This is a genomic window from Georgenia sp. AZ-5 (genome assembly GCF_043952095.1).
Classification (GTDB): Bacteria; Actinomycetota; Actinomycetes; order Actinomycetales; family Actinomycetaceae; genus Georgenia.
Genome location: NZ_JBINOU010000001.1, coordinates 2,476,358 through 2,491,282 on the forward strand (window position 1 = coordinate 2,476,358; position 14,925 = coordinate 2,491,282).

Genomic DNA, 14,925 nt, shown 5'->3' on the forward strand with positions numbered 1-14,925 from the left:
TGCGCCGGAGTTCGTAAGATTGTCGGACAATCATACAGAACCGGAACTGGCGCGCAAGGACATCACGCCGGCCCGCTAGGCGTGAGGTCACTCCGCCGCGGTGTCGGACCTCCGCACCGTCTTCTCGTGAGACGGACGACCGTCTCAGCCCGCGACGGCCTCCATCTGCGTGAGGGCGGAGCGGGCGGCGCCCCAGATGTGGTCGGCGCACAGCCGCGCCGCCTCGTCCGCGTCCCGCCTGCGAATGGCGGCGACGATGCCGCGAAGCTCGCGTACCGACTCCTCGATCCGTCCGGGGCGCATCATCGACGTCGCGCGCAGCACGCGGACGCGGGCCTGGATCTGCTCGAGCAGCGTCTCGAGGACCTCGCTGGCCGCGCCCTCGAGCAGCACCTCGTAGAACCCGTCCTTGGCCTCGAGCGTGGCGCGGATGTCGTCCGAGGTGGCGGTCATGGCGGCGAAGCGCTCGACCGCCTCGTGCAGCCGTTGGGCCTGCTCGTCGCTCGCCCGCTCGACGAAGCGCCTGACGACGAGCGACTCGAGAGAGGCGCGCACCTCGTACAGGTCCTTGGCGTCCTCGGCGGACGGCGCGCTGACGGTGGCGCCCTTCTGCGGGATGACGGTGACCAGGCCCTCGGAGGCGAGCTCGCGCAGCGCCTCGCGGACGGTCGTGCGGGAGACCTGGAGGCGCTCGATGAGCTCGCGCTCGACGAGGCGCTGCCCCGGCTGCAGCTCGAAGCTGAGGATGGCATGCCGAAGCGCCGCGATCACCTGCTCGCGCAGAGGTGCCGCGGTGCGTCCGACCGGCGAGAGGCTGCCGCTGGTCACGGCGGCGGTTGTGGGCTGCATCGACGTCAGCGTACCGGCAGGCCAGGGCTTGAGCGGCGGCGGCTGCGACGCTCGCCTCTGTTCACGTGGCCGCGTCCGCGTGGACCGACGCGGCGTGCCGCGGTCGCGGCCCACGGTCCAGGCTCGAGGGGCCGCGACGAGCAGAGGCTCGGGTCCGTGAACCCGGTTCGGTGGCCGTGGCGTCGGTCACCCCGAGGCGGCGCGAGAGCCTCGATTCCGCCAAGATGACGATGACGGACACGCCGGCGGCGACGAGGAAGCCGGCGTCGTAGCTCTCGGCGGCGACCGCGCGGGTGGCCGGATCGGTGTACTGGCCGACGACCGCGGCGTACAGCGCCGTTCCGATGGAAGACGCCGACAGGGCGGGCCATGGCGACGTAGATCGGGGAGCGCGGTCACGCCGCGCCGAGGGCGGAGCCCCGTCGGGGTCAAGGCTTGAGGAGAGCCAGCCACTGGTCGGCAAGAACGTCGATGACCGCGGCGTAGTTTTCGTCGTGCCCGCGAAGGATCAGGAAGTAAAAGTTTCGGTCCACGGACATCATGAGGCTCATGAAATGCGCCCGAGTCCGCATCTGCTCCATGTCTGACGCTCGCCGGCCGTTGATGTGCACCATTCGTTCTTGCGTGTGCCGGTGGAGCGCATACCACTCGTCTGCAACGGCCGCCTCATGCGCGAGCGCCTGTTCCATGGCAGCGAACTCCGGCCGGTACATCCGCCAGAGCTGGGCGTGCTCCTCCAGCCATGCCGCGACGTCGTCGTGCGTGGGGTCGACCATCGCGTCGAGCCGCTCGTACGCGCCGACGACCTCGGGTTCGATCTCGCGCATGATCTCGCGGACGACCTCAGCCTTGGACCGGAAATGCAGATAGAACGTCGCTCGTGAGACGCCAGCGGTCTTGGCGATCATCTCAGCGCCGGTCGCGGTGTAGCCCTGCGTGTTGAATAGATTCCGCGCGGCAGCAACCAGCGCGGCGCGCGTCTGCTGCTTTTGCTCCGCGCGGGTCGCCGTCTTGGGACCCATAACTTGGTAGTTCCCTCCGTAGCCGCGGATGTCGCCCGGTGCCGTACGAATTTACACGACCCCGCCGACCGGCTCTCGACTGGCTTCGTCAGGAGTCCATCGCCCTACTCCGAAGATCCCAGTGGCGCAGCGCCCAACCTGCCGCGGCGAAGCGGCACCTGTAAGGGACGGATCTGTGGCGGGGCGCTCACGCCCGATGCGGAATGGTTGTGTCCGGAGGTGGTTGCCGGAGCCTGGTGCGGCGTGGCGGCGTATCTCGAAGGGCGCCCATGGGGCATGGGAGTGCGACGTGCCGCGGTTGGCAGGCGGCGGTGGAGAAGCGGAATCTTGACACCAACTTTGACACCAACATGTTGGCGTCTGTGAATGTTCACGAACGTCGAGCACCGTCGGCATCAGCGACATCAAGCCGAATCGCGACGGTCGGGAACGGGGGTGAACGGGTTGCCGTCTTCTGGGGGTCAAGGGGTCGTGGGTTCAAATCCCGCCAGCCCGACGTATTGCCGCAGGTCAGGGCATCGATCGAGGGATTCGGTCGAGCGTCGCTGCGTTTCTTGACACCAAAAGTGACCTTCATCCGCGCATCAGTGCTCGTGTCCGGGCGGCTGTGGCGGGAGCGCCCGACGACGCCGAAGCAGCTATCGCCGGAGCCGACGACGTCGAAAACCCGCGGAATCGTGCCGATTTCGGTGCCATCAGCGCTACCGGCGGGTGGCGCCGGCGGGGGAGTGCCGCCACGAGATCCCCGACGGCGCCCTTGTTCCAGGTCAAGGGGTCATGCATATCAGAATCGTCGCTTTCCCGTGACGGTCCAATAACGCGGCTCGCTGACGTCCAAACGACGTCTCAAAACTTCCGTCGACTTTCGCTTCTGAGTACTGCTGCGGTGAAACCATGCGCCACAGTCTCGTCGGCTCTGCCCGCGTGTCCACCGATGACCAGGGTCCCAGCTCCAAGCTCGACGCCCGCACCTCGGCGAGCTGGGCCGGATCTTCAAGGAGGAGCACGTCTCCACCCGCCGCGCCTCCAGGTCGGGCCTGCGGGGCGCCCTGCCCATCTGCGCCCCGGCGGCGTGCTTCCGGCGTCGGAAGCTGTCTCAGCGCCGGGCGCCTTCTCACCTAGGGACGGAGACGTGCGTTCTCAGCGGCATCGCGACGGCGCACCGTCGTCATCATCGGAACGCAGCTGGTGGGTGGCGAACTCGGACGCCTGACCGCAGCTCGAGCTGGCGGTGTGGATCGCCGTCGCCGCCGCAACTCCTGGCGTCTTCTCGGCGACGGGTGTACCGCGCCTGTCGCCCGGTTTATCCGGGCGGCTGACACCACGGTCGCGGCGCTCGGCGCGACGTGGAACCTGCTTGGCGGCCGCTAGATCTGACCGTTACCGGAGCGACTCCGACAACGAGCCGGCGCCGTGCTTGAGCCGCGCCACCACACCCGGGACCCGGCCTTCCGGCATGCGCTCGGCCGGCGCCGCGATGGACAGTGCGCCGATCGCCTTCCGCCGGCCTCCGCCGCGTACCACGACCGCGATAGCGGCCACGCCGTTCTCGCTCTCGCCCGCATTGACGGCGTAGCCACGCGCGCGAATTGCATGCATCTCGTCGATCAGGCTGTCGATGGAGTTCAGCGTCCGGGCCGTGATGGTGGCGAACCCGCGCGGGTAGAGCGCCCGGAGCTGCTCATCGCTCAATTCCGCGAGCAGAGCCTTGCCGCCCGACGTCGCGTGAGCGGGAAGCAGGATCCCCACCCGGTTCACGACACGCACGAGGCTCGGGCTCTCACTCCCGGCTGCGAAGCGCACGCCGTTGCCCTCGAGCACCATAAAGGTGGTGGTCTCCCCAGTGGTAGTGGCGAGCTCGTCGAGGTGCCTCTGGACCTGGGACCGGATGTTAGTGCGGGTCATCGAGCCGGCAGCGATGCTGCGAATCGCGGGGCCGAGGACGTACTCGTGGCCAGTAGGCGACTTCTCCACGAAGCCCTGCTGACGCATTGCGGTGAGAAGCCGGTGTGCCGTCGATCGAGCCACGCCGAAGTGCTCGGCTGCCTCAAAACCTCGGACCGACCCGCGCTCGTGGATTAGGTGCAGGATCGCCATCGCCTTGTGCACGGACTCTAGGCCGCCGCCCGACCGAGGCCGTTTCGTCGATGTCATATCCACTCCTCAACGTCGCTGGCGAGGTGTCAAGCCAGGGACCTTCCTCCTGATTTCGGTTGCGTATTCCGGAATCCGCGCACCGATTGTTGCACGGCTCACTCGGGCGTATCGAGACTGCAGTGCCATGGCTCGCACATCGGTGTGGGGTCGCGAACGGAGTGATCGAGTGACACGGTCGAGGCAGACGCAGCGGGGCGCGAGTCCTGTGCCGTCGGTGCCCGCTACGCGCCCCGCGGGGTCCGTTAGTGAGGCCGGACCAGAGCGGACGCACGGGGTCCGCCCCGGTTTCGCCGCCACCATGGCCATCTCCATGGGCATCGGCCCGTTGCTCGTCTACGGCCTGACCGCGATGAGCCCGCTGGTGATCAGCGAACTCAGCCTGAGCCGCACACAGTTCGGCAGCTTCGCGACGACGGCGTTTCTTGCTGCGGCACTGAGTTCCGGCCTCGTAGGCGGGCTCGTCGACCGGATCAGCGAGCGGGTGACGATGTACCTGCTCTACGGCGGGTCGGCTGTCGCCCTGTGGATTGCCGCAACCGCGCAGAACTACGCCTGGATGCTCGTGGCCGTCGTGGTTTCAGGCACCGTGCAGGCGCTGTCCAACCCCGTGACCAACCGGCTCGTTGCCGAGTACACGGGACCGGCCGAGCGCGGCACGCTCATGGGCGTCAAGCAGTCCGGGGTTCAGATGGCGCAGGCGCTCGCCGGGCTGGCGCTGCCGCTCCTTGCCGTCGTCGCCGGCTGGCGTGGCTCACTCAGCGCGGCGTCCGTTCTCGCCCTAGCCGGGCTGGCGCTGTCCGCCCGGTATATCCCCCGCCGCAGAGCTACCGACGCGCCGCGCACCGAGCGCGGCGGCGGCCGGGCCACGATGCCCGCCGTCGTTTGGTGGCTCGCCGCCTACGCCCTGCTAAGCGGCTGTGCCCTGCAGGCCACGAACTTCTACCTGCCCCTGTACGGGTATGAGGCCCTGGGCCTGTCGATGGCAACGGCCGGTCTGCTCGCGGCCGTCGTCGGCGGGGTCGGCCTTCTGGCCCGCATCGGTTGGGGTCGGGCGGTCGGCCGCCTCCGGTCCCCGCGCGCGGCGCTGGCCGTCCTTGCCGGTGGCGCCGGCCTCGGCGTCGTGGCCATCACGCTGGCCGACGCCGTCGGCAGCGGGCTGGTCTGGGCCGGTGCCGCGCTCTTCGGGGCGACCGGCCTAGCGGCGAACGTTGTCCTAATGGTTACCGTCCTGCGGACGGTGCCGCCCGCGCTGGTCGGCCGGGCCTCCGGTGCCATGGCCATCGGTCTATACCTCGGCTTCGCCGTCGGGCCGGTGTCCTTCGGCGGCATCGTGGACGCCACCGGTGACTATCGCATCGGTTGGCTGGCCGCCGTCGCCCTCTATGTCCTCACCGGGCTACTGGCGCTGCTGCGCCGCGACTGGTCACCACCGGTCGACGCTCCCTCCTGACCTATCCCGCCGCCCCATTACGCCGAACCTCATCTCCAGCACGACACCCACACAGAGAAAGGCGCCCCATGCTGACGCGCGAGCAGAACGAACTCATCAGCCGCACCGACCCAGGCACGCCTATGGGCGAGTTGTTCCGCCGCTACTGGATCCCCGCGCTCCTCGCCGAGGAACTGCCGGAGCCGGACTGCCCGCCGGTGCGGGTCAAGCTCCTGGGCGAGCAGCTCATTGCCTTCAAGGACACCCAGGGCCGCATCGGACTGCTCGACGAATTCTGCAGCCACCGCACCGCATCCCTGTTCTTCGGACGCAACGAGGAGTGCGGCCTTCGTTGCGCCTACCACGGCTGGAAGTACGACGTCGACGGCAACTGCGTCGACATGCCCTCGGAGCCGGAGGGCAGCAAGCTCAAGCAGCGCATCAAGCAGCGCGCCTACCCGTGCGTCGAGCGGGGCGGGGTGATCTGGACCTATATGGGCCCTGCCGACAAGCAGCCGCAGCTGCCTGAGCTCGAGTGGGCGCTGCTGGCCGACAGCCAGCGGTTCGTCTCCAAGCGCATCCAGGAGTCCAACTACCTCCAGGCCATGGAGGGCGGCATCGACTCCAGCCACGTCTCCTTCGCGCACCGGTTCAACCTCGACGACGACCCCATGCACAGCGGGACCGCGGGCAACGAGTACCTCAAGGCAGACACCCGACCCAAGTTCGAGGTGGCTGAGTCCGACGGCGGCCTGGTCATCGGCGCGCGCCGGACTGCCGACGAGGACAACTACTACTGGCGGATCACCCAGTGGATCATGCCCTGGTACACGATCATCCCGCCGTTCGGCACCCACAACCCCATGGGCGGCCACGCCTGGGTGCCCATCGACGACGAGACGTGCTGGGCGTGGAGCATCAACTACCACCCCACCCGCGACCTGCGCGAGGACGAGCTCGCCGCCATGCGCAACGGCGACGGTATCCACGCCAAGTACATCCCGGGTACGTATCGGACGCTGGCGAACAAGGACAACGACTACCTCATCGACCGCGAGGCGCAGAAGGAGCGCAAGTCCTTCTCCGGCGTCGAGGGCATCGCCGCCCAGGACTTCTCCCTCCAGGAGTCGATGGGCCCGATCGTCGACCGCACCCGTGAGCGGTTGGGGACCTCCGACGCCGCGATCATCCTCGCCCGTCGCCGCCTGCTTGCCGCCCTCGAGGAGATCGAGGAGGGAAACGACGAGCTGCCTGGGCACGATCACGAGCATCAGCGGGTCCGATCCACGTCGCTGCTCCTGCCCAAGGAGGTGCCCTTCGACACCGGCGCCGCCGAGGCTCTGAAGATGGTCCCCGGCCAGATCTTCGTCTCCATCTGAACCGCCCCGCCCCACCCTCCGAAGAAGAAGGACGACTCAACGATGAGCGAACTGACCATCAAGAGACTGGCCGCCTCCCTGGCGGCCCTGAGTGCGGGCGCGGTGCTCGCAGCCTGCGGCAGCGCCGAAGTCGAGCCTGCGGCGGCTGGCACAGACGGCGGCGGCTGCGAAGGCCAGACGGTGCGCGTCGGCATCACCAACTCCGCCTCCGACGCCCCGCTCTACATCGCTCAGGACGCCGGGTACTTCGAGGAGGAGGGCCTGAGTGTGGAGGTCCTGCCCTTCGACTCCGCTGCGCGCATGATCGCGCCGATGGGCGCCGGTGACCTCGACGTCGGCGCCGGCGCCCCATCCGCCGGGTTCTACAACGCGGTGGGCCGCGACGTGAACCTGCGGATCGTGGCCGACAAGGGTTCCATGCCGGAGAACTACGGCTACATGCCGCTGCTCGTGCGAGCCGATTTGTACGAGTCCGGCGAGATCACCTCGATCGAGGACCTAAAGGGCCGCATCGTCGCCGAGCCGGCCGAGGGCACCGCCACGTCGTCCACGCTCGCCACCATCCTCGACAGCGCGGGCCTGGCCTACGACGACGTCGAGCACCAGTTCCTCGGCTTCGGCGAGCACCGCGCCGCGTACGCCGGCGGCTCGATCGAGGCGTCCCTGACCACCGACCCGGCCGCGACCAACGCAATGGAGAACGGGTCCGCCGTCTTCCTGGCCACGCCGCCGGACTTCTACGACAGCCAGCAGCTCGCCGTCCTTCTCTACGAGGAGTCCTTCGCCACCGAGAACGCCGAGGCGGCGCAGTGCTTCATGAACGCCTACCTTCGCGGCGCCCGCGACTACGTCAGCGCCTACGAGGACGGCAAGCTCGCCGGCGAGAACGCCGACGAGGTCGTGCGCATCATCACCGAGGCGACCGGCCTCGACGAGGAACTCTTCCGCAAGATCACCCCAACTACGTCGACCCGAACGGCGCCGTCAACGTCGAAAGCCTGCAGAAGGACTACGACTTCTTCGACGAGCAGGGGCTCCTGGAGTCCACCGTCACGGTTGAGGACATCGTCGACAGTTCCTTTACCGAGGCCGCCGTGGCGGAGCTCGGCGAGTTCACCGGCTGACCGCCCGCACCGACCGAGGAGACACCGTGGCCATCAGCACCCCGACCCGACCCGCGGTCACCAGCGAGCCCATCCGGATCACCAGCAGCGCCCAGCGGCGGCGGATGCCGCTGGGCCTGCGGGATCGGCTGCTCGCCGTCGCGACCCCGCTTGCCCTGCTCGCCGTCTGGGAAGTCCTGGCGCGAGCAGCCGTCATCGACACCCGCTTCTTCCCGGCGCCGACCGACATTTTCGCCCAGCTCGTGACGCTCGCAACGACCGGGGAGCTGTGGTCCCACATGGCCGTCAGCCTGCGGCGCCTTGCGCTGGGGTTCGTCGTCGGCGTGATTCCCGGCCTGTTCATCGGCGTCGCCATGGGCCTGTTTCGGCCGGTGCGCGCGGCGGTCAAGCCGCTGATCTCTGGCACCTACCCGATCCCGAAGTCGGCGCTCCTGCCGCTGATTCTGCTGATCTTCGGGCTGGGGGAGACCTCGAAGGTCGCCATGGTGGCGATCGGCGTCTTCTACCCGGTGGCGCTCAACGCCCTCACCGGCGTGGCCCAGGTGGCGCCGATCTACTACGACGTCTCGAAAAACTTTGGCGCCAGCCGCTGGCAGACCTTCCGCACCGTTGCCATCCCGGGCGCCATGCCGAACATCGTCACGGGCATCGAGCTCGGTGCCGGCCTGGGGCTCATCCTCATCGCCATCGCCGAGATGGTCGGTGCCCAGTCCGGTCTCGGCTTCATGATCTGGAACGCCTGGCAGCTGTACTCCGTGGAGACGATGTACGTCGGCCTCGTCGTCATCGCCCTCATTGGGTACGCCGTCTCCCTGCTCATCTCCTACCTCGGCCGTCTCGTCACGCCGTGGCAGACCACCCGCTGAGACCACGCGAACGGAAGGCACGAACGTGACCCGAACCAGCGCCGCTCCCGGCGGCGACCTCGCCACTCTCGACCCCGCCCACGACGTCAAGATCGGCATCCACGCGGTGACCAAGGAGTTCACGACGCGCAAGGGCACGACGACCGCCCTGACCGAGTTGAACATCGACATCCCGACCGGGCAGTTCTTCATGATCGTCGGCCCGTCCGGCTGCGGGAAGACCACGCTCTTGCGAATCCTCGCCGAGCTTGAGGAGCCCACCGCCGGCGAGGTGATCATTAGCCGCTCCTCCGAGGGCCGGCCACACAACTCGATGATCTTCCAGGGCGACTCGATCTTCCCGTGGATGACCGTGTGGGACAACGCCGCGTACGGCCTGACCATGCGTGGGGTCTCCAAGTCAGAGATCGCCGAGACGGTGGGGCACTACCTCGACCGCACCGGCCTGACGAAGTTCAAGGACGCCTACCCGCACCAGCTCTCCGGAGGCATGCGCCAGCGCGTCTCCATCGCCCGCGCGTTCGCCAACGACCCAGACATTCTTCTCATGGACGAGCCGTTCTCGGCCCTGGACGAGCAGAACAAGACCCTGCTCCAGGGTGAGCTGCTGCGGATCTGGGACGAAACCCGCAAGACGGTCGTCTTCATCACCCACAGTGTCGACGAGGCGGTAACCCTCGGCGACCGGATCATGGTGATGACGGCGCACCCAGGCAGCGCCAAGGCATTCATCGACGTGCCGTTCGAACGGCCGCGCGACGTCCTTGAGCTGCGGCATCGGCCGGAGTACGGCGAGATCGTCTACTCCATCTGGGAGCAGCTGCGCGACGAGGTCACGCGCAGCCAGAAGACGGCACCGTCCACGGGGCGGCGCAAGTGACTCAGGAGACGACAACGCTGTCCGACGCCTCCGCTGCGCTGGACCTGCCAGCGTCCGCGCGGGCGAGCGTCACGCACCCCGACGGCTCGACCGAGGTCGTCAGCTTCCCGCTGGTCGACTGCGGCGACGACGGCGCCTGGCTGCGTGTCGAGGCCAGCGGAATCTGCGGCACCGATGTCGGCCTGGCCGGCGGCAAGCTGACAGCGCCTACGGTGCTCGGCCACCACGCCGTCGGCCAGATCGCCGACATCGGGCCGGCGGCGGCGAAGAGGTGGGGGCTCCAGGTCGGCGACGCAGTCGCCGTCGAGGAGTACCTGCCCTGCTGGGAGTGCGAGACCTGTCGGACCGGGCGGTACCGGCTGTGCCCAAAGACGGATCTATACACCGGCGGGCGGCGCATCGGGCTCGTGCCGGCTTCCGAGGAGCCGCACCTGTGGGGCGGCAACGCCGAGTACCTCTTCCTGCCCGCCAACGCCGTCGTGCACCGGCTCCCATCGGATCTGCCGATGGGGCTGGCCTCGTGGACCCAGCCGGTCGCGAACGCTATCGACTGGGTCAGCCGGGTCGGCCGGCTCACACCGGGGGAGCGGGTCGTCATCCTCGGGCCGGGTTATCACGGGCTGGCCGCCGCGGTGGTGGCCCGACAGCTGGGCGCCGGATCGGTTCTCATAGGCGGGCTGCCGCGACACGAGGCCAGGCTGGCTCTCGCCGAGCGGCTAGGGGCGACGGCGTTCAACACCTCATCGGCCAACCTCGCCGGGGAGGTCTTCGACCTCACCGACGGCGCGATGGCGGACGTCGTGCTCGACACCGTCGGCGGCGGCCCCGAGAGCCTCACGGCCGCGTTCGAGCTGCTGCGCCAGGGCGGCCGACTCGTCGTCGCGGGCGCGAAAAAGCCCGCCCGCGCGGCGATCGACACCGAGGCCCTCCTCCGCGGGATGACCACGGTGTCCGGGGTGCGCGGGCGCGACCCCGAGAGCGTCACCCGGAGCATCGAGATGCTGGCCGACCCGTCGGCAGGTTTCGCCGAAATCCCGACCGAAAACGTTCCGCTCGAGGGGGTGGGGGAGATGCTCGCGCGCCTCGGCAGCAGCCGGGGCCCAGTCACGCCCCACGTCGACGTCCGCCCCTGGGCGGCCCAGAGCACAGGAGAGGCCAATGGTTAAGCTCTACCGGAAGTCCTACGAGGCGAAGGTGCTGGTCATGCCGCTCGGCGCCCACGCCGCCGGAACGCTCGCCGAGATCGCCGCCTCCGGCGTCGACGGCATCATGACCCTCGTCCCCGAGCCGGACGCGATGGGCTTCTTCCACCACCTGGCGCCGCTCGCCATAAGCGGCTGGGGCGAGCCGGCCGCCGGCGTGACCGTCGAGACCGCCGTCGAGCGGGCCGACATGGTAGTGCTCCTGGCCACCGACATCGCCGAGGTCTCCGCGCAGACCTGCGAACTGGCCGCCGCCGCCGCCGCCAAGCACGGCACACTCATCGCCGCCCTCGCCATCGGCACCGACAACTGGGACACCCCGGAGGGCCCCGAGGCCATGGTCGCGATGCGCGAGGCCGTCGACATGGTCGTGCTGGTGCGCGGGCTGACGTTGGCCGCGCCGTTCCTCGACGTCCTGCGCGGCGGTGCCCGCACCGAGGCGCTTCACGCCTGATTCGCAACTGAGTCCCATCTGATTCCTGCCTGATCTCCGCCGGCGACGGTCGTGCCCCGCTATGCGCCCGGCCGGTCACCGGCCCAATCCCTCACCGCCGCGGCGCCACCCCTCGGCGGCGGGCCCCACATCCGCGAGCTGGCTTGCTCGCGCCCAGATTCACCCCGGAGGTAACCATGACCATCCACGACGTGGTGGAGGAGACGACGACGCTCGAGGACCCGTTCGCGTTGCGAGACCTCGTCATCGAGCAGGTGACGCTCGAGGCGGAGAAGGTGCTCTCCGTCCGGTTCGCCGCCCTCGACGGGGCCGAGCTGCCCGGGTGGGAGCCCGGCTCGCACCTGGACGTCGTCCTCCCCTCCGGCAAGGTTCGCCAATTCTCGCTGTGCGGCGACCCGGCCGACCGGACCAGCTACACCGTGGCCGTTCTGCGCGAGGACGACGGCCGTGGCGGATCGGTGGAGCTGCACGAGTACGCCATCCCAGGCCGCACGCTCAAGATCCGCGGCCCGCGGAACCACTTCGAGTTCGTCCCGGCCCACAGCTACCTATTCATTGCCGGCGGCATCGGCATCACGCCGCTGCTGCCGATGGTTCGGGAGGCCGCTCGGGAGGGCGCGTCGTGGCGGCTCGTGTACGCCGGACGATCGCGGGGGACGATGCCGTTCCTCGCCCAACTGGCCGAGCTGACCGGGATCGCCGGCGGTGAGGTGGTGCTTTACCCGAAGGACGAGACCGGTCGCGCGGACCTCGCCTCGCTGCTCGCTGATCTCCCGCCCGACACTCACGTCTACTGCTGCGGCCCCGGCGGCGTCATCGAGGAGGTGGAGCGCCGGTGCGGTGAGTGCCTGCCCGAGGAGGCGCTCCACGTCGAGCGATTCACGGCCGGCGAGGCGGCGGCCAATGTGCACGCCGAGATCGCCGAGGCGGGAGGAACATTCGAGGTCGTGCTCGCGCGCTCCGGCGCGACGGCGATCGTCGGCCCCGGCTGCACCGTGCTCGACGCCATCAGAGACATCGCCCCCGACGTCCTCACCGACTGCGAGGAGGGCTACTGCGGCACCTGCGAGACCAAGGTGATCGAGGGCGAGCCGGAGCACCACGACACGATCCTCACGGCCAAGGACCGCGCCAAGAACCGCTGCATGATGATCTGCGTCGGCAGAGCCAAGTCGGACCGGCTGGTGCTGGACCTCTGAATTGCGCGCGACGCGAGCGTTCCGGCCGCTGTCATCCCCCCGGCCTTTTCGACCGGAATCGAGCACACGACGGCCGCGCAAGCCTACCTCGGAATTCCCGCAAAAGAACAAAACAGAATGCGTGGGATGTCCCACGGTGCACCCCACTCGAAGATCTCACCCAGTTAACAGCCGGACACGAAGGCGTAAGCCGAGTGCTCGAAGCGGTGGAACGGAGAACTCATGAACGTAATCATCATCGGCGCGGGCATAGGCGGGCTCACGCTAGCTCTCGAACTGCACGATGCCGGCATCCGGGCGCGGGTCTACGAGGCAGCCCCGCACATTAAGCCGCTCGGGGTAGGAATCAACATCCTCCCGCACGCCAGCCGCGTACTGGCGAGGCATGGGGTAGTGGACGCACTCGCCGCCGTCGGCGTCGTGACACGGCAGGCGGCGTACTACAACCGCTTCGGGCAGTTGATCTACCTTGAGCCGGCCGGACGTCACGCCGGCTACGACTATCCACAGCTCTCCCTCCACCGCGGCGACATGCAGCAGGTCCTCCTCGGCGCCGTTCGTGACCGCCTTGGCTCTGACGCGGTTGTGATGGACCACATCTGCACCGGCGTCGATCAGGATGAGAACGGCGCACGCGCTTCTTTCCGCTCCACCGCGGACGACACCCCGCTCCCCAGCCAACGGGCGGACGTTGTCATCGCCTGCGATGGGATCCACTCCGTCGTGCGCAAGCAGTTCCACCCGGACGAGGGCGACGGGGTCTACTCAGGCGTCAACATGTGGCGCGGCGCCACCACGTCGGAGTCATTCCTCACTGGCGCCACCATGGTCCGCGCCGGCTGGCTCACGACAGGCAAGATGGTGATCTATCCAATTCGGAAGGCGGACCATGAGGGCAACCAGCTCATCAACTGGGTAGCCGAGGTTGAGACGCCCCGCCGCCTTCGCCGGGACTGGACTCGCGAAGGTGACTTAGCCGATTTCATCGACCGGTTCGAGGACTGGCACTTCGACTGGCTTGACGTCCCCGCACTCATCAAGGCGACAGACGCTGTGCTTGAGTACCCGATGGTCGACCAGGACCCGCTAGACCGCTGGAGCTTCGGCCGAGTCACACTCCTCGGCGACGCTGCGCATCCGATGGTCCCCCGCGGCTCGAACGGCGCGGGTCAGGCGATTCTCGACGCTCGCGCGCTGCGCGAGGAACTTGCGCGCGGCGGTGACGTAGTCCAGGCACTGCAGGCATACGAGTCCCGAAGGCTGCCGGCGACGGCGCAAGTCGTCCTCGCCAACCGCCGCAACCCGCCCGACGCCATCCTGCGAGAGGTGTGGCAGCGCACGGGTGACCGACCGTTCGCGAACGCCGAGGATGTCATCAGCTCCAAGGAACTCGATGCCATCTCGGCGAATTACAAGGCAGTTGCTGGCTACTCCCACGAGGCGCTGCGAGATGGCGCCTGAGGTTCGGGCGACGTACAGGGAAAGTCAAGAAGCCATGCATGAGGATGACTACACAACCGAGCGTTCGCGAGCCCGAGCGACTCCAGGCCGGCTCACTCGAACATCGTCCGGAATTCGGAGTCGGGTTAACCATGTAACCCTTAGGTCGCACTATTCCAGGCAATGTGGGTGCCCAGAGCCCGTGGGCGTGCACGTCGGGTCAGCCAAGACTGATACGCCGATACGCCAGCCATCGACATCGAGGTGCAGGTGCAGACGACAATCGAGCTTGAGCGGCGCGCGTTCAGCCGCGAGGAGGCGCCGGCGGCCTCGCATGCGGTGGTCCATCACGATCCGTCGGTGCGGCGCGCGGTCAGTTTCGTCCCGACGGATGCGGCGGCCGCGGCGGCAGGCGTTCAAGAACTTGCTTCCCACTTGGACCGGCTTCCGGCTTTCATCCGCTCCGCGCCCAGCGGCGGGAAGACAACGCCGCACATCTGAGTGACGACCGCCTTCAGGGTCTCGCCGGACTCATCCAGAATGCCGAAGATCTGGGTGCGTCGAGTGTGCGTTTCGCAGTCGACGAGGCCGGTGGAAAGCTGATCTTCCAGCATGACGGAGCAGGGCTCATTCTTCATGACGTATGAGGTCTGGCCATTCCCTGGCTAAGTCTCAAGGTGACAAACGCCGAACAACTCCGACGATTTGGCATCGGTCTGAACACCCTGCAATCGCTCTCGACCGCGCGCCGAGAAACTCCTCGACAAGTTGCGTGAGATCGCGACGCCGTTCCCGGCGATGCCGGTAGCCTCAGCCGGTTGTCGGAGTTGCCCTCGCAGTCTCATCGTCCCACCTCCGACCGGGCGTGCGGCGGTGCAGCGGTGTCCCAGATGGTTGGCGGTCACAGGTAGCATCAACAAGACC

General features: G+C 68.2%; 13 protein-coding genes and 1 pseudogene. 10 read left to right on the top strand and 4 right to left on the bottom strand.

What is annotated here, in order from left to right; all coding sequences use genetic code 11:
• Nucleotides 1-144: 144 nt before the first annotated feature.
• The 3 genes from ACF0H8_RS11615 to ACF0H8_RS11625 form a co-directional block, all read right to left on the bottom strand.
• Nucleotides 145-849, bottom strand: coding sequence for a GntR family transcriptional regulator (locus tag ACF0H8_RS11615; protein ID WP_395289066.1), 705 nt, complete (start codon nucleotides 847-849; stop codon nucleotides 145-147).
• A 428-nt stretch (nucleotides 850-1,277) separates the two neighbouring features.
• Nucleotides 1,278-1,871: a TetR/AcrR family transcriptional regulator gene (locus ACF0H8_RS11620; RefSeq protein WP_395289067.1), complete on the bottom strand. Its 594-nt coding sequence runs from the start codon at nucleotides 1,869-1,871 to the stop codon at nucleotides 1,278-1,280.
• Between the two features lie 1,380 nt (nucleotides 1,872-3,251).
• Complete coding sequence (locus ACF0H8_RS11625; RefSeq protein WP_395289068.1) at nucleotides 3,252-4,025, bottom strand: IclR family transcriptional regulator; 774 nt, start codon at nucleotides 4,023-4,025, stop codon at nucleotides 3,252-3,254.
• A gap of 301 nt (nucleotides 4,026-4,326) precedes the next feature.
• On the opposite strand from ACF0H8_RS11625, the gene ACF0H8_RS11630 reads away from it, so the two are divergent.
• The 10 genes and pseudogenes from ACF0H8_RS11630 (at nucleotide 4,327) to ACF0H8_RS11675 (ending at nucleotide 14,022) form a co-directional block, all read left to right on the top strand.
• A complete protein-coding gene (locus tag ACF0H8_RS11630) occupies nucleotides 4,327-5,478 on the top strand; it encodes an MFS transporter (RefSeq protein ID WP_395289069.1) in 1,152 nt (383 codons plus the stop codon).
• A gap of 68 nt (nucleotides 5,479-5,546) precedes the next feature.
• Nucleotides 5,547-6,836 (top strand): Rieske 2Fe-2S domain-containing protein, encoded by a 1,290-nt coding sequence (locus ACF0H8_RS11635; protein WP_395289070.1) that lies wholly within the window; start codon nucleotides 5,547-5,549, stop codon nucleotides 6,834-6,836.
• A gap of 42 nt (nucleotides 6,837-6,878) precedes the next feature.
• Nucleotides 6,879-7,631: pseudogene (locus tag ACF0H8_RS11640) on the top strand (ABC transporter substrate-binding protein); the annotation flags it as partial.
• 14 nt (nucleotides 7,632-7,645) lie between these two features.
• Nucleotides 7,646-7,960, top strand: coding sequence for a hypothetical protein (locus tag ACF0H8_RS11645; protein ID WP_395289071.1), 315 nt, complete (start codon nucleotides 7,646-7,648; stop codon nucleotides 7,958-7,960).
• 26 nt (nucleotides 7,961-7,986) lie between these two features.
• Nucleotides 7,987-8,826: an ABC transporter permease gene (locus ACF0H8_RS11650; protein ID WP_395289072.1), complete on the top strand. Its 840-nt coding sequence runs from the start codon at nucleotides 7,987-7,989 to the stop codon at nucleotides 8,824-8,826.
• A gap of 25 nt (nucleotides 8,827-8,851) precedes the next feature.
• The gene (locus ACF0H8_RS11655; RefSeq protein WP_395289073.1) at nucleotides 8,852-9,706 is read left to right on the top strand and encodes an ABC transporter ATP-binding protein; all 855 of its coding nucleotides are present in this window, start codon (nucleotides 8,852-8,854) and stop codon (nucleotides 9,704-9,706) included.
• Nucleotides 9,703-10,872, top strand: a complete 1,170-nt coding sequence (locus tag ACF0H8_RS11660; protein ID WP_395289074.1) for a zinc-binding dehydrogenase — start codon at nucleotides 9,703-9,705, stop codon at nucleotides 10,870-10,872. Before ACF0H8_RS11655 ends, ACF0H8_RS11660 begins: the two co-directional genes overlap by 4 nt.
• On the top strand, nucleotides 10,865-11,362 hold the full coding sequence (locus ACF0H8_RS11665; RefSeq protein WP_395289075.1) for a hypothetical protein: 498 nt from the start codon (nucleotides 10,865-10,867) through the stop codon (nucleotides 11,360-11,362). Before ACF0H8_RS11660 ends, ACF0H8_RS11665 begins: the two co-directional genes overlap by 8 nt.
• Before the next feature lie 176 nt (nucleotides 11,363-11,538).
• On the top strand, nucleotides 11,539-12,561 hold the full coding sequence (locus ACF0H8_RS11670) for a PDR/VanB family oxidoreductase (protein ID WP_395289076.1): 1,023 nt from the start codon (nucleotides 11,539-11,541) through the stop codon (nucleotides 12,559-12,561).
• Nucleotides 12,562-12,783: 222 nt separating this feature from the next.
• Nucleotides 12,784-14,022, top strand: coding sequence for a flavin-dependent oxidoreductase (locus ACF0H8_RS11675; protein WP_395289077.1), 1,239 nt, complete (start codon nucleotides 12,784-12,786; stop codon nucleotides 14,020-14,022).
• Between the two features lie 395 nt (nucleotides 14,023-14,417).
• Here ACF0H8_RS11675 and ACF0H8_RS11680 read toward each other — a convergent pair whose 3' ends face one another.
• Complete coding sequence (locus ACF0H8_RS11680; protein ID WP_395289078.1) at nucleotides 14,418-14,639, bottom strand: hypothetical protein; 222 nt, start codon at nucleotides 14,637-14,639, stop codon at nucleotides 14,418-14,420.
• Between the last annotated feature and the right edge of the window lie 286 nt (nucleotides 14,640-14,925).